The organism is Paenibacillus sp. J31R122 (assembly GCF_056269185.1).
On sequence record NZ_JBWDNM010000002.1, the window covers coordinates 12876 to 38922 of the forward strand.

At 46.3% G+C, this 26047-nt stretch carries 25 protein-coding genes; 23 read left to right on the forward strand and 2 right to left on the reverse strand.

The window, feature by feature from the left end:
* Positions 1–25: 25 nt before the first annotated feature.
* The 12 genes from fabG (at position 26) to trmD (ending at position 11854) form a co-directional block, all read left to right on the forward strand.
* Positions 26–775 (forward strand): 3-oxoacyl-[acyl-carrier-protein] reductase, encoded by a 750-nt coding sequence (gene fabG, locus AC0YN7_RS03130; RefSeq protein WP_475808505.1) that lies wholly within the window; start codon positions 26–28, stop codon positions 773–775.
* A gap of 88 nt (positions 776–863) precedes the next feature.
* A complete protein-coding gene (locus AC0YN7_RS03135) occupies positions 864–1097 on the forward strand; it encodes an acyl carrier protein (protein WP_102712222.1) in 234 nt (77 codons plus the stop codon).
* Between the two features lie 150 nt (positions 1098–1247).
* Entirely contained in the window at positions 1248–2489 is a 1242-nt protein-coding gene (gene fabF, locus AC0YN7_RS03140; RefSeq protein WP_475808506.1) for a beta-ketoacyl-ACP synthase II, read from the forward strand.
* Positions 2479–3183 (forward strand): ribonuclease III, encoded by a 705-nt coding sequence (gene rnc / locus AC0YN7_RS03145; protein WP_475808507.1) that lies wholly within the window; start codon positions 2479–2481, stop codon positions 3181–3183. Before fabF ends, rnc begins: the two co-directional genes overlap by 11 nt.
* Positions 3184–3317: 134 nt before the next feature.
* On the forward strand, positions 3318–6893 hold the full coding sequence (smc, locus tag AC0YN7_RS03150) for a chromosome segregation protein SMC (RefSeq protein WP_475808508.1): 3576 nt from the start codon (positions 3318–3320) through the stop codon (positions 6891–6893).
* A gap of 43 nt (positions 6894–6936) precedes the next feature.
* Complete coding sequence (ftsY, locus tag AC0YN7_RS03155) at positions 6937–7938, forward strand: signal recognition particle-docking protein FtsY (RefSeq protein WP_475808509.1); 1002 nt, start codon at positions 6937–6939, stop codon at positions 7936–7938.
* Between the two features lie 176 nt (positions 7939–8114).
* Positions 8115–8486, forward strand: coding sequence for a YlxM family DNA-binding protein (gene ylxM, locus AC0YN7_RS03160; RefSeq protein ID WP_475808510.1), 372 nt, complete (start codon positions 8115–8117; stop codon positions 8484–8486).
* Between the two features lie 17 nt (positions 8487–8503).
* Positions 8504–9880, forward strand: coding sequence for a signal recognition particle protein (gene ffh / locus AC0YN7_RS03165; protein ID WP_475808511.1), 1377 nt, complete (start codon positions 8504–8506; stop codon positions 9878–9880).
* 33 nt (positions 9881–9913) lie between these two features.
* Positions 9914–10186, forward strand: a complete 273-nt coding sequence (rpsP, locus tag AC0YN7_RS03170) for a 30S ribosomal protein S16 (RefSeq protein ID WP_053375694.1) — start codon at positions 9914–9916, stop codon at positions 10184–10186.
* A gap of 25 nt (positions 10187–10211) precedes the next feature.
* On the forward strand, positions 10212–10442 hold the full coding sequence (locus AC0YN7_RS03175; protein WP_053375695.1) for a KH domain-containing protein: 231 nt from the start codon (positions 10212–10214) through the stop codon (positions 10440–10442).
* Positions 10443–10576: 134 nt separating this feature from the next.
* A complete protein-coding gene (gene rimM / locus AC0YN7_RS03180; protein WP_475808512.1) occupies positions 10577–11101 on the forward strand; it encodes a ribosome maturation factor RimM in 525 nt (174 codons plus the stop codon).
* 3 nt (positions 11102–11104) lie between these two features.
* Positions 11105–11854, forward strand: a complete 750-nt coding sequence (gene trmD / locus AC0YN7_RS03185) for a tRNA (guanosine(37)-N1)-methyltransferase TrmD (protein WP_475808513.1) — start codon at positions 11105–11107, stop codon at positions 11852–11854.
* A 354-nt stretch (positions 11855–12208) separates the two neighbouring features.
* Here the strand turns inward: trmD and AC0YN7_RS03190 are convergent, their stop codons facing one another.
* On the reverse strand, positions 12209–13645 hold the full coding sequence (locus AC0YN7_RS03190) for a CAP-associated domain-containing protein (RefSeq protein ID WP_475808514.1): 1437 nt from the start codon (positions 13643–13645) through the stop codon (positions 12209–12211).
* 203 nt (positions 13646–13848) lie between these two features.
* On the opposite strand from AC0YN7_RS03190, the gene rplS reads away from it, so the two are divergent.
* The 8 genes from rplS to AC0YN7_RS03230 all read left to right on the forward strand — a co-directional run bounded on the left by rplS (position 13849) and on the right by AC0YN7_RS03230 (position 20477).
* The gene (rplS, locus tag AC0YN7_RS03195; RefSeq protein ID WP_475808515.1) at positions 13849–14190 is read left to right on the forward strand and encodes a 50S ribosomal protein L19; all 342 of its coding nucleotides are present in this window, start codon (positions 13849–13851) and stop codon (positions 14188–14190) included.
* A 225-nt stretch (positions 14191–14415) separates the two neighbouring features.
* On the forward strand, positions 14416–15039 hold the full coding sequence (lepB, locus tag AC0YN7_RS03200; RefSeq protein ID WP_475809093.1) for a signal peptidase I: 624 nt from the start codon (positions 14416–14418) through the stop codon (positions 15037–15039).
* 13 nt (positions 15040–15052) lie between these two features.
* Positions 15053–15928, forward strand: coding sequence for a ribosome biogenesis GTPase YlqF (ylqF, locus tag AC0YN7_RS03205; protein WP_475808516.1), 876 nt, complete (start codon positions 15053–15055; stop codon positions 15926–15928).
* 10 nt (positions 15929–15938) lie between these two features.
* Positions 15939–16580: a ribonuclease HII gene (locus AC0YN7_RS03210; protein WP_475808517.1), complete on the forward strand. Its 642-nt coding sequence runs from the start codon at positions 15939–15941 to the stop codon at positions 16578–16580.
* Positions 16581–16848: 268 nt separating this feature from the next.
* On the forward strand, positions 16849–18786 hold the full coding sequence (locus tag AC0YN7_RS03215) for a hypothetical protein (RefSeq protein ID WP_475808518.1): 1938 nt from the start codon (positions 16849–16851) through the stop codon (positions 18784–18786).
* Positions 18783–19094 carry an EscU/YscU/HrcU family type III secretion system export apparatus switch protein gene (locus AC0YN7_RS03220; protein ID WP_475808519.1) on the forward strand — a complete coding sequence of 104 codons (312 nt, stop codon included), beginning with the start codon at positions 18783–18785 and terminating at the stop codon, positions 19092–19094. Before AC0YN7_RS03215 ends, AC0YN7_RS03220 begins: the two co-directional genes overlap by 4 nt.
* Positions 19084–19506, forward strand: a complete 423-nt coding sequence (locus tag AC0YN7_RS03225; protein ID WP_475808520.1) for a YraN family protein — start codon at positions 19084–19086, stop codon at positions 19504–19506. The genes AC0YN7_RS03220 and AC0YN7_RS03225 overlap by 11 nt, the downstream gene beginning before the upstream one ends.
* A 191-nt stretch (positions 19507–19697) precedes the next feature.
* Positions 19698–20477 carry a nucleotidyltransferase domain-containing protein gene (locus AC0YN7_RS03230; RefSeq protein ID WP_475808521.1) on the forward strand — a complete coding sequence of 260 codons (780 nt, stop codon included), beginning with the start codon at positions 19698–19700 and terminating at the stop codon, positions 20475–20477.
* Positions 20478–20559: 82 nt separating this feature from the next.
* On the opposite strand, the gene AC0YN7_RS03235 is transcribed toward AC0YN7_RS03230, so the two are convergent.
* The gene (locus AC0YN7_RS03235) at positions 20560–22134 is read right to left on the reverse strand and encodes a YifB family Mg chelatase-like AAA ATPase (RefSeq protein ID WP_475808522.1); all 1575 of its coding nucleotides are present in this window, start codon (positions 22132–22134) and stop codon (positions 20560–20562) included.
* A 348-nt stretch (positions 22135–22482) separates the two neighbouring features.
* On the opposite strand from AC0YN7_RS03235, the gene sucC reads away from it, so the two are divergent.
* From sucC to dprA, 3 genes are all read left to right on the forward strand, one after another.
* Positions 22483–23643, forward strand: a complete 1161-nt coding sequence (gene sucC, locus AC0YN7_RS03240) for an ADP-forming succinate--CoA ligase subunit beta (RefSeq protein WP_475808523.1) — start codon at positions 22483–22485, stop codon at positions 23641–23643.
* 59 nt (positions 23644–23702) lie between these two features.
* Complete coding sequence (sucD, locus tag AC0YN7_RS03245; protein ID WP_475808524.1) at positions 23703–24638, forward strand: succinate--CoA ligase subunit alpha; 936 nt, start codon at positions 23703–23705, stop codon at positions 24636–24638.
* A 273-nt stretch (positions 24639–24911) separates the two neighbouring features.
* Positions 24912–26045 (forward strand): DNA-processing protein DprA, encoded by a 1134-nt coding sequence (dprA, locus tag AC0YN7_RS03250; protein ID WP_475808525.1) that lies wholly within the window; start codon positions 24912–24914, stop codon positions 26043–26045.
* Positions 26046–26047 lie beyond the last annotated feature (2 nt).

A 26047-nucleotide genomic window follows, 5' to 3' on the forward strand; every position in this document is an offset into this window, starting at 1 on the left:
AATTACCTATTTTGGAGGGGATATCATGTTCGCCAGCTTGGAAGGGAAGAAAGCGCTCGTAACCGGAGCCTCAAGAGGTATCGGAAGAGCAATTGCAATTGCTTTGGCCGAGGCAGGTGCCGATGTTGCCATTAATTACTCAGGCAGCAAGGAGGCCGCGGCTGAAACGGCGCAAGCCGTAGAAGCTCTTGGACGGCGCGCAATCATTATTCAAGCGAATGTCGGAAAAGTCGTAGAATTTGAGTCGATGGTGAAGGAAGTCATTGATCAATTTGGAGCGATTGACATTTTAGTGAATAATGCGGGCATTACAAGGGATAATCTTATCATGCGTATGAAGGAAGACGAGTTTGACCAAGTTATTGAAACGAACCTTAAAGGTGTCTTCAATGGCATAAAAGCGGTCACTCGTTCGATGATGAAGCAGCGTTCAGGCCGAATCATTAACATTTCATCCGTAGTTGGCGTGTTGGGAAATCCAGGACAGGCCAATTATGTTGCAGCAAAAGCGGGAGTTATCGGATTAACGAAAGCAAGCGCACGCGAGCTGTCTTCACGTGGAATTACCGTTAACTGTGTTGCTCCAGGATTTATTCAGACTGAAATGACGGAGAAACTTCCGGAAGACATGCGTGAAGCATTGTCTGGACAAATTCCACTTGCCCGTCTCGGTGATCCGAGCGACATCGCGAATGCGGTTCGTTTTCTCGCATCTGATGCTGCCGCGTACATGACCGGTCAAACGATTCATGTAGACGGCGGGATGTATATGTAACAAAATAATTCATCATGAATGAATTAAACGGTTACGTATGGCAATTTATCTTTAATTCTCGTATAATACCATGGAGGAGGTGAACCGGATGTCCGAAGTAGTAGATCGCGTAAAACGTATCGTCATCGACCGACTAGGCGTAGACGAAGCGGAAGTTACAATTGAAGCTTCATTTAAAGATGACCTCGGCGCTGACTCTCTTGATGTCGTTGAATTGGTCATGGAGCTAGAAGACGAGTTTGATATGGAAATCTCTGATGAAGATGCAGAGACTATCACCACTGTGGGAGAAGTTGTTAAATACATACAATCTCATACGTAATGAAGGACGAGTCCCGTTTTTTACAAACGGGACTTCTCTCCATGTTAATCGTTTTCAAAATTTTGGGTGAGCTTAAGCTTAAGTGCTTTTATATAAATAAAAGATGATGCAGTATGGTCATCTACATTGCTGTCCTTAGAGGTGAATGGAATGGAACAAAGAGTTGTCGTTACAGGCATGGGAGTTATGACATCATTGGGCTCCGACTTGGAGCAATTTTGGAATAATTTGTTGGAAGGGAAGTCTGGAGTCTCTGTAGCTGAGGCATTCGACTTTTCGGAATATCCGACGCGAATTGCTGCTGAGATCAAAGATTTCAATCCGGAAGATTATAACCTGGATAAAAAAGAAGCTCGCAGAATGGATCGTTTCGTACAATTTGCAGCAGTTGCAAGCCAGATTGCGGTTAAAGACGCAGCTTTGCAAATTGGTATAAATGCAGATGCTGAACGCGTCGGCGTTATGATCGGTTCGGGTATAGGCGGACTTGGCACGTGGGAAGATCAGCATAACATCCTCCTTGAGAAGGGCCCGAAACGCGTAAGTCCTTTTTTTATTCCGATGATGATCGCGAATATGGCTTCTGGTCAAGTATCTATGCTTACAGGTGCGAAGGGTCCGAATAGTACAGCGGTTACCGCTTGTGCGACTGGAACGCATTCCATCGGTGATTCGTTCAAATTGATTAAGCGCGGCGATGCTGACGTGATGATTTGCGGCGGTGCGGAAGCTACAATTAGACCGACGGGCATGGCTGGTTTTTGCTCAATGCGTGCGATGTCTGTGCGCAACGATGAGCCGGAGAAAGCGAGTCGTCCGTTTGACAGCGGTCGTGACGGTTTCGTTATGGGTGAAGGTGCAGGAGTATTGGTGCTTGAATCGTTAGAGCACGCTCTTGCTCGCGGAGCAAAGATTTATGCGGAAGTGATTGGATATGGCATGAGCGGTGATGCTCATCACATGACGGAACCGGATCCAGATGGTGCTGCGCGTTGTATGACGAAGGCGCTTAAGGATGCAGGCCTAGAGCCGACTGATATCGACTATATCAATGCACACGGTACTTCAACGCCTGTTGGTGACAGATCGGAAACGTCTGCCATTAAGAAAGCGTTCGGAGATCACGCTTATAAAGTCGCGGTAAGCTCGACAAAGTCTATGACTGGCCATTTGTTAGGTGCAGCAGGCGGTGTGGAAGCGGTTATTATCGGGTTGACGCTCAAAAACGGTATTATCGCTCCAACAATTAATTTGGACAATCCAGATCCAGAATGTGACTTGGATTATGTCCCTAATAAACCTCGTAAAGCGAACGTGCAAGTTGCGATGTCCAATTCGTTTGGTTTTGGCGGTCATAACGCGACGATCGTGATGAAAGTATATGAAGCATGATCCCTTTCATGAGCTGCAGCAACGGCTGCAGCTCAGCTTCAAAAAGACAAAGCTGCTGAAGCAAGCTTTCACTCATACTTCCTACGTAAATGAACACAAACGTGGTTCAGCCCAAGATAATGAGCGCTTGGAATTTCTAGGAGATGCAGTGCTGCAGCTGTTAGTATCTGAATATTTGTTCTCTGTATATCCAACACGGCCGGAGGGTGAGCTCACAAGGATGCGTGCATCCATTGTCTGTGAGCCGTCTCTAGCCCAATTCGCAGAACGGCTGGATCTTGGATCACATGTGCTGCTCGGTCGCGGTGAGGAACAGCTAGGCGGAAGGCAGCGTCAAGCTTTACTGGCGGATCTGTTTGAATCATTTGTCGGCGCTATTTTCTTGGATGCAGGTATTGATCGAACAAGATCCTTCCTAGGTGAGCATATGTTCCCTTTTGTAGAATCTAATGATTATGGCTTATTGGTTAAAGATTCGAAATCCAGGCTGCAAGAACGTTCGCAGCATCACGGTCTTGGCATGGTAGAGTATCGTATTATTGAAGAACGTGGACCTGCTCATGATCGCGAGTTCGTCGTAGAAGTATATCTCGGTGAAGAGCGCTTCGGCGTTGGTGCCGGGAGGACGAAGAAGGAAGCGGAGCAACGAGCAGCGGCTGAGGCATGGCTGGCGTTGTCGCAGGAACAGGTATGACCATAAGAGAGAGTGTTTCTGGAGGTCTATTAGACTGAAGGGAGCGCTCTCTTTTTTTGTCGAATTGAAGGGACTAACTGGTTATCAGAGCTGGTCAGTTGTGGTACAATGAGGGGTGAGGTGAAAACCAAGTCATGTTTCTGAAACGGATTGAATTATCAGGCTTTAAATCATTCGCCGACAAAACCGAAATGGAATTTGTAACCGGAATTACAGCGGTGGTAGGGCCGAATGGCAGCGGTAAAAGTAATATTTCTGACGGCATTCGCTGGGTGCTCGGTGAGCAAAGCGCCAAGAGCTTGCGCGGCGGCAAGATGGAAGATATTATTTTTGCCGGGAGTGACGCACGGAAAGCTGTAAATTATAGTGAGGTTTCGTTATCGCTCGATAATTCCGACGGCGCACTGCCGCTTGAATATAACGAGGTGACGGTAACTCGCCGTGTGCACCGAAGCGGAGAAAGTGAATATTTAATTAATAAACAGCCATGTAGACTGAAAGATATAACCGAGCTGTTCATGGATACAGGTATAGGCAAAGAGGCATATTCCATAATCGGACAAGGTCGGATCGAAGAGATTTTAAGTACGCGATCGGAAGACCGACGCGGAATTTTTGAGGAAGCGTCTGGAATTGTTAAGTTTAAATCGCGTAAACGTGAAGCCCAAAGAAAGATGGATGAAACAGAGCAAAATCTGCTTCGGATTCACGATTTAGTATCGGAGCTAGAGGACCAGGTTGGGCCTTTGCGTAAGCAATCAGAGAAGGCTATTTACTTTAAAGAGCTTAAGGAACAATTGAAAACAAAAGAAATTTCGATGTATGTACATAACATTGAACAGGTTCACAGCTCATGGTCGGAGGCAAACACTAAACTGGAGCGTCTGCAACAAGAGCAGCTCCAGCTATCCAGCGTGGTAAGCAAGCACGATGCTCATTTGGAGAAGGATCGTATGCAGCTCAGAGAGATTGAGCTTGAATTGGATCAGCTGCACGAGTCGATGCTGCAAATTAGCGAGGACTTTGAGAAAAGCGAAGGCTATGGTGAGGTACTCAAGGAGCGCAAGCGCAATCTGGATCAGAACAAGAAACAGCTAGAGGAATCGATTGCCGCTCAAGATGCTCGTATTAGTATGCTTACGAAGGAAGAAGCAGAGTTCCGCAGCCGCGCGGCTGCGCTGGAGCTGCAGCTCGCTGATCTGCGTTCGAAGCTTGCTGAAGAGGAATCGAATTTGCTTGGAGTTGCAGGTGGAACGGTCGCTGATGCGGAAGAGACATTAAAGGGTGAGCTGCTTGAAGTGCTTAGCTCAATGGCTCAGCATCGCAATGAGATCAGATACGCTGCTCAGCAGCAGGAAACGCTGCAGCGTCGCATGGAACGAATCAGCGAGGATGAAACAAAGTGGCTGGAGCAGCAGACACGTCTAGATAATAGACGTTCCGAGCTGGCGAAAGCTCTTGAAGCAACACTTGCTCGACTTGAAGAAGCTAGAAATCTCACTTTAACGGAGTCAGAGCTAACGAAAAAGATTACGCAAGGCTTAGATGAAGTTACAATTGCGATACGAAAGTGGGAGCAAAAGCTCGACAGCCACATTTCACGACGTGACACGATGAAGGAAATGCAAGATGCGCTTGATGGCTTCATGCAAGGCGTTAAGGAAGTGCTTAAGGCATCCAGACGTGGAAATGGCGGCATAAGTGGTGTACATGGTGCGGTTGCTGAGCTGATTCGAGTTCCAGAACGTATTGAAATGGCAGTTGAAACGGCGTTGGGCGGGGCATTGCAGCATATCGTAATGGAAGATGAGAAGTCTGCTCGAACGGCAATCGGGTTTTTGAAGCAGCGCCAGCTTGGCCGAGCTACTTTTTTGCCGCTGGATGTTATTCGGAGCAGACAGGTGCCGGAGCATGACAAGCGTACTGCTGAAGGTGTTGAAGGATTTGTTGGCGTCGCCGCAGATTTAGTAGGCTCTGACTCGCGTTATCAGGCCATAGTGCAGAGTCTGCTTGGAAACGTGTTGCTTGCAGAAACTCTTGAGCAAGCTAACCGGATAGCCTCCAAGTGTCAATACAGATATCGCGTCGTAACACTAGAAGGCGATGTCGTTAATGCAGGAGGATCGATGACAGGAGGAAGCTTGCAGAAGAAGGGCGCAAGCTTACTTGGACGTCAACGCCAGATCGACGCTCTCGATACCGAAATTGCCGACGCGCGTAAAATGGTGGAGCAGCTGCGAGACAAGCTAAGTGATTTGCGTAAAGAACAATCGATTCGTACGCATAATATCGAGGAGCTGAGATCAAAAGGCGAGCAAAGCCGGATTGAGGAGCAACAAATTCGCGCGGAGCTGCAGCAACTTCACAACGAGGCTAAGCATCTGGATGAGCAGCGTCAGTTGTATTCAGCGGATCGGGACACGCATCAAACCGAGCAAAAGGATGTGCAGGCGGCAGCGAGTGCAGCCGAGCTTCGGCTAGCACAGCTTGTATTGGATGAAGCAAGACTGCAAGAAGCGATCCGACTTGCGGAAGATCGGCGCAAAGCTAGTGAATCTGCGAAGGAAGAGCTGCAGGTTCAATTGACTGATATTAAAATAGCCGCTGCGAAAACGGATCAAGAGAAGCTTTCGTTCGAAGATCAATCAGCACGTGTGCGTACCGATATTCAACGAGCAAAGCAAGAGATTTCAGGGCTTCGCTCGATGGCTGCCCAGCAGGAGGAAGAGCTGGCTCGTCATAATGAAGAGACTGTTCGGCAAATTGAACAGCTCAACCACCTGCGCTTGAAGAAGCAGGAGTGTGCGGAGCAGACGGACCTGAGGCGTGCAGCGAGAGCACAGCGCGTTCTTGAGCTGGATCAAGGCGAAAGTGAGACGAAGGAGCAGCGAGCTGAGCTGCGATCAGTTGAGGAGCAAATGCGACAGACCGAAATTGCTGCAAATAGGTTTGATGTGGAGCTCGATAATATGCTTCGCAAGCTGAGTGAAGAATATGAACTCAGCTTCGAGCTGGCGAAGGAACATTATCCGATTCCAGAGGATGTTCTTGGCACTCAGAATGAGGTTCGCGATCTGAAACGTAAGATTACCGCTCTTGGAGAGGTCAATTTAGGCGCTATCGATGAATACGATCGAGTTAAGGAACGATTTGAATTTTTATCAACTCAGAAGGACGATCTCATAGAGGCCAAAACGACGCTTTACCAGGTTATTCGTGAAATGGATGATGAAATGTCGAAGCGCTTCAAAACTACGTTCGAAGCCATTCGCGGTCATTTTGTTGTTGTATTCGCTAAGCTCTTCGGTGGTGGTCGTGCTGACCTTATATTAGTAGAGCCTGATCGGGTGCTTGATACGGGTATCGATATTTTAGCTCAGCCGCCAGGCAAGAAACTGCAAAACCTGCAGCTGTTATCAGGCGGAGAACGTGCGCTAACGGCAATTGCGCTGCTGTTTGCAATACTGCAGGTGAAGCCGGTTCCGTTCTGTGTGCTGGATGAGGTAGAGGCAGCTCTCGATGAAGCTAATGTCTCGCGTTTTGCTCAATATTTGCGAGAATTCTCAGAGCTTACGCAGTTTATCGTAGTAACACATCGCAAAGGGACGATGGAAGAGGCTGACGTACTCTATGGAGTTACGATGGAGGAAGGCGGCGTGTCTAAGCTGGTATCCGTCCGATTAGAGGAAGAGGATTCAGTATCCGCCTAAATAGAGAATGAGCTGTTAATGTGAGGATGGAGGAGTTGAAACGATGAGTTTTTTTAAGAGGCTGAAGGAGAGCATCGCTACAAAGACAGAAGCGGTGACCAATATTTTCAAAGAGGGCTTGACGAAGACTCGGACAGCGTTTGTCGAGAAAGTAGAAGAGCTTATTACGCGCCGCAAAAAAATCGATGAGCAATTTTACGAAGAGCTCGAGGAAATTTTAATTGGTGCGGATGTTGGCGTAAATACGGTCATGCAGCTAATCGATGAGCTGCGTGTTGAAGTGAAAAAGCGTAAAATCGAGGACGCAGCCGATTTGCAGCCAGTTTTATCTGAGAAGCTTATTGAGCTCATGAAGGGTGATGACCACTCCGGTCTGCGGATGGCTTCCAGTGGGATAACGGTTATATTGTTTGTTGGTGTCAACGGTGTAGGTAAAACAACAACAATCGGTAAGCTTGCCCATAAGTTTAAGAGTGAGGGTAAAAGCGTACTTATGGCGGCAGGCGATACGTTTCGTGCTGGTGCGATCGAGCAGTTGGAGGTTTGGGGCCAGCGCGTAGGCGTGGATGTGATCAAGCAGCAGTCGGGCTCGGATCCAGCAGCGGTTATGTTTGATGCCGTGCAGGCTGCTAAGCAGCGGGGTGTTGATGTACTGCTTTGTGATACGGCTGGAAGGCTACAAAACAAATCCAATCTGATGGAAGAGCTGAACAAAATTTTCCGCGTTATTCAGAGAGAGCTGCCGGATGCCCCTCATGAAGTGCTGCTTGTCCTTGATGCGACAACGGGTCAAAATGCGCTTAGTCAAGCGAAGCTGTTCGGAGAGAAGAGCGGCGTTACAGGTCTTGTGCTGACTAAGCTGGACGGCACAGCAAAAGGCGGTATAGTCATTGCGATTCGTAATGAACTGAGCTTGCCGGTTAAACTGGTTGGTCTCGGGGAAAAGATGGGGGATTTGCAGCAATTCGACTCTGAGCAATTTATACATGCGCTATTCGCTGGATTGATTCAGCGAGAAGATGAAGAGACGGAATCTAACACTTAATAAGCGCTTCGAAGAGGTTTTTTACGCGATTCCAAACATTTGATTCGGGTGACAAGGTGAAAAGCTTGACAGCTGCCTATATTGTCCTGTATGATAAAAGACGTTGTCAGGTGTAAAGGCTTATCCCTTGACGGGGTGAGTATAACAAAGTGAAATTTACAGGAGGGGCGATGGGGATGAAAGTTAATGAACCAGATGCCTTATCTAAGACAACCCGAATCAATTTGTTGTTCGACTTTTATGAACCGTTGTTAACAGATAAGCAGCGGACATTCCTTAAATTGTATTTTCACGATGATTTCTCACTTGGTGAGATTGCTGCGGAATTTACTATCAGCCGACAAGCTGTATATGAGCATATAAAGCGAGCTGAACAGGTGCTTGAAGGCTATGAAAGCAAACTTAACTTACTTGTTAGACACGAGTCGCTGTTGCAATTAACCGCCGAGCTCGTAAACAATGTAAATGAGCTTCCTATTGCTGAGCAGGATAAGGAAGCGCTAATGAGTGTTATCACACAATTTAGAGCAGCAGACATAAATAATTAGAATGGAGGTGACGGTACATGGCAGCATTTGAAAGCTTATCTTCTAGGCTTCAAAATGTATTCAGCAAGCTGAAGGGCAAAGGTAAGGTGTCCGAGGATGATGTTAGTGAAGCAATGCGTGAGGTTCGACTGGCGCTTCTAGAGGCGGACGTTAACTTTAAAGTCGTCAAAGACTTTATCGCAAAAGTAAAGGAACGGGCAATCGGTCTGGAAGTAACGAAGAGCTTTACGCCTGGCATGGTCGTCATCGATATCGTAAACAAAGAGCTCACCGAGCTAATGGGTGGAACACAAAGCAAGCTGGCGAAGGCAAACAAGCCGCCAACCATAATAATGATGGCAGGTTTGCAAGGTGCAGGTAAGACTACGACAACCGGTAAGCTGGCTAAGCTTCTTCAGAAGGGTAATCACAAGCCGCTCCTTATCGCATGTGATATTTATCGCCCTGCTGCGATCAAGCAGCTGCAAGTGCTAGGTGAGCAAATTAATGCACCGGTATTCTCCTTAGGAGACAAAACATCGCCGGTTGAGATTGCGCGAGCAGGAGTCCAGCATGCCAAGGACAACGGTAACGATTACGTCATCATCGATACAGCAGGTCGACTGCATATCGATGAAGAGCTGATGGAAGAGCTTAAGCAAATTCATAAGCTAACAAACCCAGATGAGGTATTGCTAGTAGTCGATGCTATGACAGGACAAGATGCGGTCAACGTTGCAAAGAGTTTCCATGAGCAGCTTGAGTTAACAGGAGTTGTGCTGACGAAGCTCGACGGAGATACTCGCGGGGGCGCGGCGCTTTCGGTTAAAGCAGTTACAGGTTGTCCCATTAAGTTTGCTGCGATGGGTGAGAAGATTGACTCCTTGGAGCCTTTCCATCCTGAGCGTATGGCTTCTCGGATTCTCGGGATGGGCGACATGCTTTCACTTATTGAGAAGGCGCAGTCGAACATTGATGCTGATAAAGCTGCCGAGATGGAACGCAAGATGCGTACCGCAGAGTTTACATTTGATGACTTCCTTGACCAGATGGAGCAGGTTAGAAAGCTCGGTCCACTTGATCAAATTATGGATATGCTGCCCGGAATGAACAAGATGAAGGGCATGAAGGATATGAAGGTTGATGAGAAGCAGATTGGCCGTATTGAAGCGATCGTTCGTTCCATGACGAAAGCTGAGAAGCAGAAGCCAGAGCTTCTTAATCACAGTCGTCGCAAACGCGTTGCAGCCGGAAGCGGTACAACGATTGTTGAGGTCAATAGACTGATCAAGCAGTTCGACGATATGAAGAAGATGATGAAGCAATTCTCATCGATGATGGGGCCGAAAGGACCGAAGGGCGGCAAGAAGGGCCTTAAAGGTTTGCTCGGAAAAAATATGAAATTCCCGTTTTAACAGCTGTTTACTCTTTGAAGGAGGTGAATTTTCATGGCAGTACGTATTCGTTTGAAAAGAATTGGTGCTCACAAAGCTCCTTTCTACCGTGTAGTTGTTTCGGACTCCCGTTCACCACGTGACGGACGTTTTATCGAAGAAATCGGTACTTATAACCCGGTTGCACAACCGGCTCAAGTTAAGATTGACGAAGAGAAAGCGTTAAAATGGTTGCAAACAGGAGCGCAAGCTTCTGATACCGTTCGTGACTTGCTTTCCAAAGCTGGTGTATTGAAGAAGTTCCATGAGCTTAAGCAACAGAAATAACTGTTGAACAGCGGAGGGCCTTGAGATGAAAGAATTGATTCTTGTCATAGCGAAGGCTTTGGTCGATCATCCCGATCAAGTGCAAATTAATGTAAAGGATGATGACCGAGGCACGATATACGAGCTTTCGGTTCACCCCGAGGATATCGGTAAAATCATCGGTAAACAGGGACGCATTGCGAAAGCAATGCGAACGGTCGTGACTTCTGCTTCCGTTAAATCGCAAAAGCGCGTTATTGTCGATATTATGTCGTAATACGTGCAACGAGTGAAAGGTTAGGATATTTTTATCCTAGCTTTTTTCTTGTAAATCGGCTTCGTTCTCCAACGTGGAACGAAGCCGTTTTTGCGTGTATAATACGGATATACACATACGAAGGGCTGGTTGCAATGAACGGAAAATGGTTTACGGTCGGGAAAATTGTTAATACGCACGGTATCAGGGGAGAGCTTAAAATACTTTCACAAACGGATTTCGCTGATGAAAGGTTCGCACCGGGCAAGAAGCTCCTCATGTTGAATGAAGAGAATGGCACATCTATGGAAATAAAAATTGTTAGCTCTCGCGCTCAAAAAAATGTATATATACTCAAAATAGAAGGCTTCAACGATATTAACGTGGTCGAGAAATACAAAGGCTGGGTACTTAAAGTATCGGAAGCTGATATGGCTCCTCTTGATGAAGGCGAATATTATTACCATGAAATTATTGGCTGCCGTGTAGTGACAGAGGAAGGCGAAGAGCTAGGGGTCATATCTGAAATTCTTAGCCCCGGCGCCAACGATGTGTGGGTTGTCGATCGTCCAAAAAGCGCAGGCAAGCAGCTGCTGCTGCCCGTAATTGATGAGATCTTAATCAATGTTAATGTTAAAGAGAAAACAGTTACGGTGCGTTTGATGGAAGGGTTGATCTAACAAATGAAAATAGATGTGCTGACGCTTTTTCCAGAAATGTTCGACGGTGTGTTTAACGCTAGCATTCTCGGGAAAGCGAAGGAAAAAGGAATTGTAGATCTGCAGGCTATCAATTTCCGCGCGTATTCCAATAACAAACATAATACGGTTGATGACTACCCATATGGGGGCGGCGGGGGAATGGTGCTTAAGCCGGAGCCGGTATTTGCGGCAGTCGATCAGCTCATGTCAGAGGTAGATGTACGTCCTCGCGTTATACTGATGTGCCCACAGGGAGCTCCATTTACTCAGCAGAAGGCGGAAGAGCTTGCCAAGGAGCAGCATCTCGTGCTCATATGCGGACATTACGAAGGCTATGATGAACGGATTCGCGAGCACCTTGTAACGGACGAGCTTTCGATCGGCGATTATGTGCTTACTGGCGGCGAAATTCCTGCAATGACCGTTATTGATAGTGTGGTAAGGCTGTTACCAGGCGTACTTGGTAATGAAACATCAGCGGTTACCGATTCTTACAGCACCGGACTCTTGGAGCATCCGCATTATACGCGTCCAGCGGAATTTCGTGGCTGGGAAGTGCCGGACGTACTCATTTCCGGGCATCATGCTAATATCGGGGTTTGGCGCCGTGAGCAATCCTTGCTGCGGACACTGCAGCGCCGTCCAGACCTTCTTATGGATGCAGAGCTAACCGATAAGGAACGGAAGTGGCTGGCTGGCATGGCGAGGAAGCAGAGTGAGCATCCAGAGTAGTGAGGCAAGTGAAATGAACGATTAACGAGCTATAAGTTCGAAAATCGAGCTTACAGACTAGTATCTAGCCGAATAAGAAGCTGTAAGAGCTTAAACGAAGCTTACAGCTTCTTTTTTGTTAACAGGTCTTGCGGTAAACGATTGTCTGAGTAAAAAGCATAAAGTTTAGAAATTAGTTAAAAAAGAAGGCTGTAATCGCACAGACAGCGATTTTAGCCTCTTTGTCGATAAAAATGGGCTAGTGTTTCGGAAGCTACCCTTAGGCTGACCTGGCTATCCTGACTGATCTTGTTGTCCTAGCTGTCCCGCAATAATGTAAACATTGAGAAAACTTTATTACAACATCCATTATAATTATGACGTATAGAAGTTTTGGGTATAATAAATCTTATAGTCACCGCCAAAAGCTACTCCGGTTCCGATTTTTTCTAGCTTGCTATTGAGCAAAGCTTCTCGATGTCCGTCAAAGGAATTCATCCAGCCGTAGTGAGCGTAGATGCTGTTTACATAACCAGCTGCGATGTTTTCAGCGGCTGCTTTGTATTTGATTCCTTCAGCCTTCATTCGGTCGAAAGGCGACAAGCCATCGGGATTGAGGTGGCTAAAGAAGTTATGAGACTGCATGTTTGAGCTGTGAGCACGGGCAGATGCAGCAGCGAGCTTGTCCCATTTTAGCAAAGGGATCTTACGTTGTGCACGCTCGGCGTTCGTTAAATCGAATAATTGCTGTTCAAAAGGAGATTGTTGCTTGGCAGAATACGTTATTGGCTTATCTTTGAGAGCAGTATGATTCATTTGGAGAATTCCGATTATTTTGTTGCTGTCATGATTGTCAAGAAATAATGTGGTATTCGCATTATCGTCCGTATAGGTATAATAATCGTCTTGTTGCTTCGGTTTGCTAAGCGGGTCTATCATCTTTTTGGCATTAGAAAGCGTTTGACCGATTTTGACGCCGTTAATCATTTCCCAATTGACATCGTCATTGGAGAAGAGAGCTGTCACGCGGTCGTTCAAAATGCCAAACATCATGAATTCACCATAGTCCTTCTTATATACATACCATAAGAATGCTTGTTCGCTGGGATCGATACGCGAAGGCTTGCCAAGCAGCAGCTCTACCTTTTGTACGGAATCATTTATAGTGATATGAGCTAATACAGTGTTATTTTGCGGCAGCTTTGTTGAGGACAGTGATTGTGAATGAAGCTTTAGATTATAAAAAAAAGTTAGTGCTTCGGCGCGCGTGAGCTTACCGTCGGGTTCAAATCCAATTACAGTAGCTGAGGTACGTCCATTGGAAATATGCTCTTCAAGCAGCCATTGGATGGCGCCTTTTTCTGTGTATGAACGTCCGTTTGCTGCGGAAGCCATAAGCAAGGCTGCTTGTCCACGTCGAAACGATTTTGTATCATTAACGTAAGTCAGTGGCCAGTTCAGCTTATTTGCAAAATCGTAATATATCGCGTACCATGCCTCTGCTTTTGAAGTGGAAGAAGGCTCTAAGCTATATGCTCGAAGTAGCATCGCTAAAAACTCTGCTTCATTAATAAGTCGATTTGGTTGGAATGTTCCATCGCTATAGCCCTGCGCTAGATGTTCTTCAACGGCCCATGATATGTATGATTGCGCCCAATGTCCTGATGTGTCGCGAAAGGCTAATGGCTGAGCAACCGCATGGATGGGGTCAGCAATCGTAAAAATAAATGTGGACAGGAACAGTGCTATCATAGAAAAATAGCGTTTTTTAACCAATTGGGCAAAGGGTACGATTTGTTTTAAATTACACAAAGATTCACAACCTTTCTTGTCAACGTATGGCTTTTTAAGTATACAGGAAAAGACTATTTAACAAACGTATTGTATTGTAGCGCCTATTGTGGTAAAATTTCTAATGTTGTTCGTATTAATCGGGCGGTCCGCTATTAGTGATGAACCAATTCACTGGAATTCGGTGAGCTATAAGAACGTCTATGGTGGAAGGAGTGAATCCAATGAATCTTTTGCAAACAATCGCGCAAGAAAACCTGCGCACAGATCTACCGAACTTTCGTCCTGGTGACACGCTTAAAGTTCACGTAAAAGTTATCGAGGGAACTCGTGAGCGGATCCAATTGTTCGAAGGCGTTGTTATTAAACGTCACGGCGGCGGAATCAGCGAAACATTTACAGTACGTAAAATTTCTTATGGTGTTGGAGTGGAAAGAACTTATCCTCTTAACTCGCCTAAGATCGAGAAACTAGAAGTTGCTCGTCGTGGTAAAGTTCGTCGTGCGAAATTGTACTACCTTCGCGAACTTCGCGGTAAAGCAGCAAGAATTAAAGAAATTCGTTAAGATCAAACGACAAGAGGGGCTTGCGCAAACAAGCTCCTTTTCGTATTTCTGAATATATAAGTGATTATAAGTTTTCACTTATGAACTTGCTTATATAACTGTACATATTACAGCAATTGGGAAGAGGCGAACAGAGTGGATTCACAACAGCGGAATAACGAACCAACCACTGAGAATGGCAATGAATCGAAGCATACACAAACGAATGTGGACAACCAGCAACCCATTTCGGAGGGAACCTTATCCCGTTCATCTGGTTCTCGAAAGCAAGGCGGAGCCTATAAAGAAACCGTAGAATGGGTTAAGGCTTTAGTTATTGCGGTTGCGCTCGTCTTTCTCATTCGCACGTTTTTATTTTCCCCGTTTATTGTGGACGGAAGATCGATGCAGCCGAATTTTGAAAATGGCGAAAGACTCATTGTTAACAAAATTATATATAATATCCGTGAGCCGAAGTTTGGCGAGGTTGTCGTGTTTGACGTGCCGGAGCAAGGCAGAAAGTTTATTAAGCGGGTTATTGGCTTGCCGGGTGATAAGATCAGAGTCGAAGGTGATGATCTGTTTATCAACGATCAGAAAATCGAGGAGCCTTATATAAAGGAAGCTATCGAAGAGGCTCATGCCAAAGGTGAGCTTTACAATGGAGTGGGCTCTCAATACAACTTCCCTAATGAAGCGGTTAGTGAAATGGTAGTGCCAGAGGACACGATTTTCGCGCTTGGGGATAATCGTGGAGACAGCTCTGACAGCCGTTATATTGGTTTTGTTAAGGATGAAGAATTAGTTGGACGAGCTGACATTATTTTTTGGCCATTGAACAAACTAGAGTTTATTAAGCATTGGAAGTAAATGAGGTGAAGTAATGACCATTCAATGGTTCCCAGGTCATATGACCAGGGCAAGACGAGAAATACAAGATAAATTGAAGCTGATCGACATAGCCATCGAGCTGCTAGATGCGCGTGTTCCGCTTTCGAGCCGCAATCCAATGATCGAGGAAATTTTAGGGGGCAAGCCGCGCCTAATTGTATTGAATAAATCCGATTTGGCAGACTCACTAACAACGGAGCAATGGATCGCTTATTTCCGAAATGAAGGTCATGAATGTATAGCGCTTGATTCAAATACAGGAACTAGAGTTGGTGACATTACAGTAAAGTCGAAAGAAATTTTGCATGAGAAAATATCTCGTCAAATTTCTAGAGGCATCAATCCGCGCGCAATGCGTGGTATTATTGTCGGCATTCCGAACGTTGGGAAATCCACGCTCATTAACAGGCTCGCAGGACGTAACATTGCTTTAACCGGGGATCGGCCTGGTGTAACGAAGGGACAGCAATGGATTAAAATAGGCGGTGAAATGGAGCTGCTTGATACACCTGGTATTTTGTGGCCAAAATTTGAAGATCCGCTTGTCGGTTACCGGCTTGCTATGACTGGAGCAATTAGAGAACAGATTTTGAATGTGGATGATATTGCTTTTTTCGCGATGCGCGAGCTGGTTGAACGCTATTGGCCGACAATTAAAGAACGTTACGAGCTGGATAGCCCGCCAAAGTCTTTGGATGACAATGAAGAAATCGTACGTGTTATGGAAGAAATCGGCCGTCGCAGAGGCTGCTTGATCAGCGGTGGAAGAGTCGATTTGGAGAAAACGTCAGGTATTATTTTACGTGATCTACGTTCAGGCAAGCTTGGACGCATCACGTTGGAAGCACCGCCTTATATAGTCAAATAAGGGGACAGGAATGGATTTAAGATCGGGGGAACGTAACGTGCTGCAATATGAACAGTCGTTATGGACAGATGGTTTTACGGCGATTGCAGGTGTTGATGAGGTTGGGCGCGGGTGCTTGTTCGGGGATGTCGTGGCTGGCGCCGTCATTATGCCTCCGCATGTTGTCATCGAAGGTGTGAATGATTCGAAAAAGCTGTCCGAGAAAAAGCGAGATCAGCTGTATGACATTATTTTGGAGCAATGCTTGGCTTGGTCGGTTGCTCGTGTTGACGCTGCGACGGTCGATCGCATAAATATCAAGCAAGCAGCTAGATTAGCAATGAAGCTTGCGGTTGAAGATTTGCAAGTTAAAGCCGATTATTTGCTGGTTGATGCGGAAAAGGTAGATGTGTCGCAGCCTCAGCTCTCGATTATAAAAGGGGATGCAACGAGCCAATCCATTGCGGCTGCATCGATTGTGGCCAAGGTGACTCGTGATCGTCTTTGCGCTAATGAGTGGGAGCAGCTGTATCCGGACTACGGCATCGCTATTCACAAAGGTTACGCTACTAAGCTGCACCGAGAGCGGTTGTTGGAAAATGGGCCAAGCCCGATGCACCGAAAATCATTTTTGGGTAACTTGTTTACGGCTGAGCAGCTGCAATTCGTTTGATTTATCTAAAAGTCTAACTTATCCTTCTTTTGGAAGGCTTTTGACGCTCTTTTGAATGTGCATGGCATTGAATTGCCTTGCGCATTAAAGGAGCGTTTTTTTGTGGATGTAAGATTAATTAGGAATGAAGCTTAAGGGGAGACTCTGTTCAGCCGATATAAGCTTTATAGCTTTGAATGATTCCAGTGCGGATTCGGATTATGGATAAATAAGCTTGCATGTTGAGACATGGTATACGGGCGCTGAGGCGACGGAGGCGAAGACATAGATGAATATTAGTCAAATGATGAGGAGCCTGCTAGGAGAAGCTTCTGGAAGCGATTCACGAGCGATGGAGCTGAAGACTGGGCAGGTGGTGCGCGGCGTGGTCATGCAGGTATTGGAAAATAATGAGGCCATCGTCCAAATTAATGGTGTACAGGTACGGGCTAAGCTAGAGGTGCCACTTCAAGCGGGTCAGTCAGCTATTCTGCAAGTGCAGCCGGATTCAAACGGTGCAATTGTTATGCTGAAGGCAATCGAGCCGGGAGCTGCGGGGTTGCCGGAGGACACCTTTAAGGAATGGGCGAAGCAGCTGGTTTTGCCCGATCAGAAATGGGCGGTTGAGATTGTAAAGGATTTGCGTAAAGAAGGTGTGATCCTTAACCGTGATATTGCTCAGCAGTTTCAGCAAGCAGCAGCTGCGATGCCTGCCGGCGCGGATACCGAGCAATGGATGCAGGCGTCAGCGGCGGCGTTTAAGCGAGGATTACCGCTGACGGGCGCGATTGTAGGTGCACTGCAGCAAGTCATGTTCGGGCGAAGCGCGCACGAACTGCTTGATACGCTGCAGCGTCAGCTTGCGGCAACTGCAGGCGCCTCTGACGGCGTTTCTACGGCGTCAGAGGGCGGCGGCGAGGCGAAGCCGTTGCCGCTTGCGGCAGCGCGTGTACAAGCGCTGCTAGCGGAGGGTGCGGCTTTGCTGCGCGGCGCAGCAGCAGCGGCGGGTGCTCCGTCGCCAATGAGCGGAGCGGCGGCGGGTGTCGCGGGAGCAGGCGCTGGGGCAATGCCAGCGCCGCTTGGTGGTTTAGCGGCTGGGCAAGCGGTGCAGACGGCGCTGCCAGAAGGCACTGCGGGATCAGCGCAAGCCGCACGGGCTGCTCTGTCAGCTGCAGCTGGAGCATCATCAGCATCAGCAACTGTTCAAGCACAGGGAACGGCAACCGAGGCAGCCGATGCGGCTTCAACTCAAACAGCGAGGACTGCAGGAAACTCGCCTAACTGGATAGGTCAAATGATGAAGTGGCTTGGCGTGGACTATGAGCTGCAGCTCTCAAAAGCATTCCAAGCGGACTCACAGCCGCTGCAGGAAGCAAGCACTCAATCGGCGCAAGCTGCCAAAGCAGATCCAGCTGTGGGGGCTCGAACTAATACTGGCGCAACAGTGCCGCCAGTTAATATTGCCTCGCCTGCAGCTGATTTGGCAGAGGGTCAAGGAGCGGCAGTTGGAAAAGCTGAGACAGCTCAAGCAGATAATCAGCAAGCAGGCCGCGTGACGGATTCTCGCCAAATGGCTGAGCGTGTACTTTTCATGGCATTGACTCCAGCAGCGTTGGCGGATAGCAACGCAACACTAGATGCATCCAAGCAGCTGCAGCAGCATGAATCGCTAAAAAGCGCTTTATTATCCTTAGTGTCATCAGATGATATTCCGCCAGCTATGAAGGATACAGCCCAGCAGCTTGTTCAACAAATAACAGGTCAGCAGCTGTTGCTCACACCTGAGAGAAACAGCTCAGTGCTTACACATGTGACGATGTTTATTCCATTGCATAATGAGGATGGCAATCAAACAGCTTCGGTACATATTCAAACGCGACGGGGACGTAAGGGGGAGTTAGACGCGTCGAATTGCCGCTTATTGTTTAATCTGTCGATGAATACGCTCGGTGATACGATGGTAGATGTTCATGTGATGGACAAAATTGTAAGCTTGAATTTATGGAATGACCATCCCGCCATTTCTGCGCTTGCGGAATCCTCCCGATTAGAAATAACAGAAAGCTTATCTCAAGCAGGTTATCAGCTGTCTTCATTACGGACGACGCCATTACCGAAAGCGAATGAGCAGACTGCGGAGGCTGTGAGCGCAGCGAAGATACCGCATCCGCCTGATTTGTCTCAGTTTTCATCTACGCGCTACAAAGGAGTCGATTTCCGAATATGAGCAGCGAACCTTATAATAAACCTCAGCCAAGCCGTATGAAAAAAGCGGTAGCATTAAAATACGAGCCTGGTGATCGGACCGCTCCTGTCTTAATCGCAAAAGGCAAAGGACATACCGCAGATTTAATACTTGAGAAAGCAATAGAAAGTGGAATACCTGTACAGGAAGATTCATCGCTTGTTGAGGTGCTTTCAAAATTGGATATTGATCAGGAAATACCTGCTGAACTGTATACATTAGTTGCCGAAATTTTAAGCTTCGTATATCGTTCTGATCGAAAAGCGAGGGATTTAAATATTGATCAATGATGAGCGGTCTGATAACGATGAAATAAAAAATCAAAACTCTCCATCAAAGCGAAATTCAAGGCAGGAGACAGGCAAGCTAGGGGAAGATGAAGCGAGCCGTTTTTTGCTTGAGGCCGGTTACGCCATTCTGACACGCAACTGGAGATGCCGCAGTGGTGAGTTAGACATAGTAGCGGAGCATGCGGGCAGACTTATTTTTGTAGAGGTACGAACTCGAAAGCACAGTAGCAGGTTTGGAACTGCAGCAGAATCCGTCGATCGGCGAAAGCAGCAGCAGGTAAGAGAAACCTCGCAAGTATATTTGAAAACCATGAAGCTTTTAGATCGTCCGATACGGTTTGATGTAGTTGCTGTAATAATGGAGCAAAGCGGCTCAGTGATTGCATGCAAACATTACGAGGGTGCATTTTGATGAATTTCAGCAATTCATAAAGCTTAAACAGTGCATATATTAATAGGCTTAAAAATAAGCGTACCGCAAAAGGTATGCTTTTTTATTCAAGCACAACTTACTCCTATTCAAAAGCGTCAATTCTATAGGGAGACGTTTAAAATGGAATTTTTTGAAGCCCAAATAGATCCAACATGAAACGAGGGGGAAATATGAAGGATATTATTTTAGATAAGCTTAAGGAGATCGAATACGTACATCATGTTAAAATACTTTTTGCCGTTGAGTCAGGCAGCCGCGCCTGGGGTTTTCCTTCTCAAGATAGTGATTATGATGTGCGTTTCGTATATATTAATCAACCAAATTGGTACTTATCTATTGATGAGGGAAGAGATGTTATAGAAGTTCCCATTGATGACAGGTTGGATATAAACGGGTGGGATATTAGAAAGGCTTTGAAATTGTTTAGAAAATCTAACCCGCCGCTGCTCGAATGGTTGGTTTCGGAAATTATTTATTATGAGGCATACGGCTTCAAAGACGAGATGTTGGAAATCAGACAAAAAGTGTTCTCTCCTAAAGCTTCACTGCACCACTATCTTAGTATGGCTAAGGGAAATTTTAGAGAATACCTGCAAGCTGATCTAGTTAAAATTAAAAAATACTTCTACGTTCTCCGACCCATATTAGCATGTAAATGGATTGAAAAATACGATACAAATCCACCTATTTCGTTTCATGAATTAGTATCTGATGGAGTAGATGATCCTCATTTGAAATTAGAAATTGATGAATTGTTAAGAAGAAAGATGGATGGTGTGGAATTGAATCTGGAGAAGCGTGTTGATGTTATTAATGAATTTATCGATAGCGAAATATTGCGTCTAACTGAGTATGCGAGCTCTTATGTCCGCGAATTAGAAGATCCTACAACAGCACTAGATGAAACATTTAGATATTACTTAAAAAAGGTTTGGGACGTGAGACTTTAACTCTTAAGAGCCACTTGTTGAATCATGAATTCGCCAAGCGGCTCTTCTTTTCGTACACAGAAAGTGATATCTGGCTTGTTCGTCAGTTAGGCAATTGATTGTCTAATCTTCGATATTGTATAGCCTCCGCGATATGCTGAGCTTCTACAGCTTCGCTTGCTTCTACATCGGCAATGGTTCGAGCCAGCTTGAGAATACGATCATAGGCTCTCATGCTTATTCCTAGCGCATCAAACGCATTTTCTAGCAAGTTGACCGCGTCACGCTTAAGATTAACCGTTTTACGTAGAGCCGCACCCGTTAAATCCCCACAGTTTAATATCCCGTGCTGAGCGACTCGCTCCTGTTGAAATTTTCTCGCGGCGAGAACCATTTGTCGCATTTGAGCCGATGTAAGAGAAGGACCAGCTTTGACATTGTCAAAGGAAATCGGACGCGGCACCTCAAGCTGGAGGTCGATGCGGTCTAACAACGGACCCGATATTTTGGATCGGTATCTGCTAATGTTCGAAACGCTGCAGATACACCTTTTCTCTCCATACTCATGTCCATAATAGCCGCAGGGGCATGGATTGAATGAAGCGGCCAGCATTAGGTTGGCGGGAAACTGAAAAACAGCTTTGGACCTTGAGATCGTAACGATCCGGTCCTCGAGCGGTTGTCTTAATACCTCTAACACATGTCTTGGGAATTCCGGCAGTTCATCAAGAAATAGGACGCCCCTATGTGCAAGTGTAACTTCCCCTGGCTTTGGAATGGAGCCTCCTCCAATCAACCCGCCGGTTGAGATTGTGTGGTGAGGTGCGCGAAATGGCGGATGAGTGATTAGGCCTTGGCTGTCTTCCGAAAGCTTGCCTGCTACACTATAAATCTTTGTTACCTCTAATGCTTCCTGCTCGTTCAATAACGGAAGGATACCTGGCAAGCGACGTATCATCATCGTCTTTCCTGTGCCTGGTGGTCCACTAAGCAAAATATTATGTTTCCCAGCTGCAGCAATTAGCATTGCGCGTTTTGCTTGATGCTGGCCAACGACATCACCGTAATCACCATGCTCTGTATGGAGTTCGTGTGTTGAGTTTTTATTTTCAATCGTATTAGACCGAACACTGTTCATACGATCATGTCGAATATGATCCCAGCCGATTTGATTATTTTTATGTAGATCAAGGTCCTTCAAGTGTGTTAATGCAAAAAGTTCCATATCGGATATCCAGGCAGCCTCTGCAACGTTTTCTATTGGCAGAAGTACGCGACTTATACCAGAATGCTTTGCTTGTTCGATCATAGCTAATACTCCGGCTACAGGCCGTATGCTGCCGTTAAGGGAAAGCTCGCCGATAAGCAGCGTTCGATCAAAGGATGCAGCGCTAATTTGCCCGCTGGCAGTTAGAATACCAGCGGCAATCGCTAAATCAAAGGCGGTCCCCTCTTTGCGCAGGTCAGCAGGTGCCAGATTTACCGTTATACGATCCATGGGGAAAGTAAAGCCGCTATTTTTAAGCGCCGCTCTAACGCGTTCCACGGATTCACGTACTGCAGGATCCGGGAGGCCGACGATATTAACCTGAGGTAATCCGCTAGTTATATCAACTTCTACACATATGCTTTTACCATCGACTCCGTATACACTCGCGCTTTGAATTAAATTGAACATAACAAAAAAAGCACCCCCATCTTTCGAATGAAGGTGCTTCCTTACCATTCCGTTCCATTTTTTATGAATTTGAAAATATCATAGTGTACTTCTTATAAAATTGTCAATCTATAAAAAAAATTAAAAAAATAAGCGTATGGCTGCACATATTAGGTCATACTAAATGGCGAGGTTTGTCTATTTTCGATTGATTAAAAAGGTTTGATCTCAAATTGAGATGAAATCCATATCAAAAAGGACGAATTCTTTATTGGTGAAAATGAGGTAACCATTGGGGAAAGATGCTATGATAATAGAGGTTTGTGTACATATGACTGATTTCAGTCTGTGAAATGGAGGATTTCAACAATGAATATCCATGAGTATCAAGGGAAAGCGGTCCTTAAACAGTATGGTGTAGTCGTACCTGAAGGTAAAGTAGCCTTCACAGTCGACGAAGCTGTTGAAGCGGCTAAAGCGCTCGGAACACCAGTCGTTGTCGTGAAAGCACAAATTCACGCAGGCGGCCGGGGTAAAGCGGGCGGAGTTAAAGTAGCGAAAAGTATCGATGAGGTGCGTGCATACGCTAGTGAAATTCTTGGCAAAGTGCTCGTAACACACCAAACAGGTCCAGAAGGCAAAGAAGTTAAACGTCTTCTTATTGAACAAGGCTGCGATATTAAGAAAGAATATTATATCGGCGTTGTGTTAGACCGCGGTACGGGTCGCGTTGTTATGATGGCTTCGGAAGAGGGCGGCACTGAGATTGAAGAAGTTGCTGAACATTCCCCGGAGAAAATTTTCAAAGAGATTGTTGATCCAGCAGTAGGCTTGCAAGCTTTCCAAGCTCGTAAATTGGCTTATGCGATTAACATTCCGAATGAGCTTGTGAACAAAACAGTTAAGTTTATGATCTCCCTCTACACAGCATTTGTAGAGAAGGATGCTTCGATTGCAGAAATCAATCCATTGGTTGTTACTGGCGATGGACAAGTTATTGCGCTTGATGCGAAACTTAACTTCGATTCCAATGCGCTTTACCGTCACAAAGATATCGTAGAGCTTCGTGATCTGGAAGAGGAAGATGCTAAGGAAATTGAAGCATCAAAATACGATCTAAGCTACATCGCTCTTGACGGCAACATCGGTTGCTTGGTAAACGGCGCTGGCCTAGCTATGGCGACTATGGATATTATCAAGTACTACGGCGGAGACCCTGCTAACTTCCTAGATGTAGGGGGCGGTGCAACAGCAGAGAAGGTTACTGAAGCGTTCAAAATCATTTTGTCCGATGAGAAGGTTAAAGGAATTTTCGTTAACATTTTCGGCGGTATTATGCGTTGCGACGTTATTGCTAACGGTGTTGTTGAAGCAGCGAAGCAAGTCGGTCTTGATCGTCCGCTAGTTGTGCGTCTAGAAGGTACAAACGTCGAGCTTGGTAAAAACATTTTGAAAGAATCGGGATTGAACATCGTGGCTGCGGATTCCATGGCGGACGGCGCTCAGAAGATTGTCGCTCTCGTGAAATAAGATAACTTGCTGTGTGGCAAAGGCCGCATACGAATTCATTCAGGGGATGTGAGTTAAGAGTGAGTATTTTGGTCAATAAAGATACAAAAGTAATTACACAGGGCATTACCGGCGCTACTGGCTTATTCCATACCAAAGGCGGATTGGAATACGGTACGCAAATGGTAGGCGGTGTAACACCTGGTAAAGGTGGAACGAACGTTGACATTACGCTAGACAACGGAACTCTCGTTTCTCTTCCTGTATTTAATACTGTTGCTCAAGCTGTAGCTGCTACTGGTGCTAATGCATCGGTTATCTATGTACCGCCAGCTTTTGCTGCGGATGCGATCATGGAAGCTGTTGACGCTGAGCTTGATCTCGTTATTTGTATTACAGAAGGCATTCCTGTACTTGACATGGTTAAAGTAAAACGTTATATGGACGGCAGCAAAACCGTTCTTATCGGACCTAACTGCCCGGGCGTTATTACACCAGAAGAGTGCAAAATCGGAATTATGCCTGGTTACATTCATACAAAAGGCCATGTAGGCGTTATTTCTCGCTCGGGAACTTTGACGTATGAAGCGGTACATCAGTTGACAACTCGCGGAATTGGACAATCGTCTGCTGTAGGTATTGGCGGCGACCCTGTTAAAGGTTCTGAGTTCATCGACATTTTGAACCTATTCAATGAAGATCCGGATACCTATGCGGTCATCATGATTGGTGAAATCGGTGGAACAGCTGAGGAAGAAGCTGCAGAGTGGATCAAAGCGAACATGAAGAAGCCGGTTGTTGGATTTATCGGCGGCGCTACAGCGCCTCCGGGCAAACGGATGGGACATGCTGGCGCGATCATTTCTGGCGGTAAAGGTACAGCAGCTGAGAAAATCGCTACCCTAGAAGCATGCGGCATTAAAGTAGCACCTACGCCTTCCGAAATGGGCTCGACGCTTGTGAGCGTATTGGAAGAGCAAGGCTTGCTAGAAAAATGTATTACGCATAAAAAATAATATATAGATCTCTAAAGGTAAGCAACCTTTCAACGACCCGATATCGGGAGTTGGAGGGTTGCTTTTTTTTATTAATATATAAGCACATTTACAAGTGATCACTTGTAAATGTGCTTATATATCTCCTCAAAAAGATTGCTTTTGCCGAAGAGGTCGGAGCTGCCATTTACGCTTGTATGCCATTATTTTATCGGTTGACTTGCAATCTAGTGCTGTGTAACGCACAATAGATAAGAATGCAAGCCAGCCCTATCGAAGAAGGGGTTGGATAATATGCACAATAATAAAGACGTTCGCCGGAAAATGGTCATTGCTTTTCATGAAATTCCAGGGATAGGCTGGCACGCGATTCAGAAAGCTGTACAGCATCAATTTTGGAATAAACAATCATGGGGTATAGAAGATTTACTAGGGATTGGCTTAAAGCGTAATCAGGCTCTCGCAGCAGCTCAGCGCTACGAGCGTTGTCCATGGATACTGACGGAAGATCCTTCTCCTGCAGTCGCTGACGCGGGCGCTGTAGCGCTTACGCCGTTTGATGCGAGCTACCCTCCTATATTACGGGAGATCGCTCAGCCTCCGTGGGTGTTATATGCACGGGGAAGGATAGAGCTTCTCCAGCGCCCAGCTATTGCCGTTGTTGGAACACGAGTGCCAACAGCGTATGGCAGGCATTGCGCCGCTGCATTAGCTGAGGAGTTGTCCGCAGCTGGTTTAACGGTTGTAAGCGGATTGGCACGTGGAGTGGACAGCAAAGCGCATGAAGCTTCATTAAATGGAGCGGGGGGCACGATAGCTGTGCTTCCAACACCAATTGATAAATGCTATCCACCGGAGAATGAATCGCTATTCCGCAAAATAGCTGAGCATGGCTTGCTTGTTTCAGAGACTCCAATCGGTACGCCTCTGCACCCAGGTCAATTCCCACAGCGCAACCGAATAATTGCGGCATTATCCGTTGGTACGGTTGTCGTTGAGGGAGCTATTCGCAGTGGATCGCTCATAACAGCGAAGCATGCCTCCGATATGTCGCGTGAAATATTCGCCATTCCCGGACCGATCTCTTCTCCGAAGAGTGAGGGCCCGAACGAGCTGATTAAACGCGGTGAAGCGAAGCTGATCAGCGGTGTTAAGGATATTATTGTTGAGCTAGAATGGTTGCCTGCAGCAATTGCCGTTCATAGACGTAGGGAGGAAGCGCTGGACGCATCGAACAGCAACTCATCTACACAACTGACACTTGATGAGCTTAAATTAATTGCTTTTTTACAGGATCAACCGCTTTCTATAAATGAATTGCACGAGCTGTCAGCTATTCCGTTTGGACAATTGAACGCACTTCTGCTAAATTTATGTATAAAACGGAAAATTGAACTGCAGCCCGGGTCCATATACATCGCATTGTAACC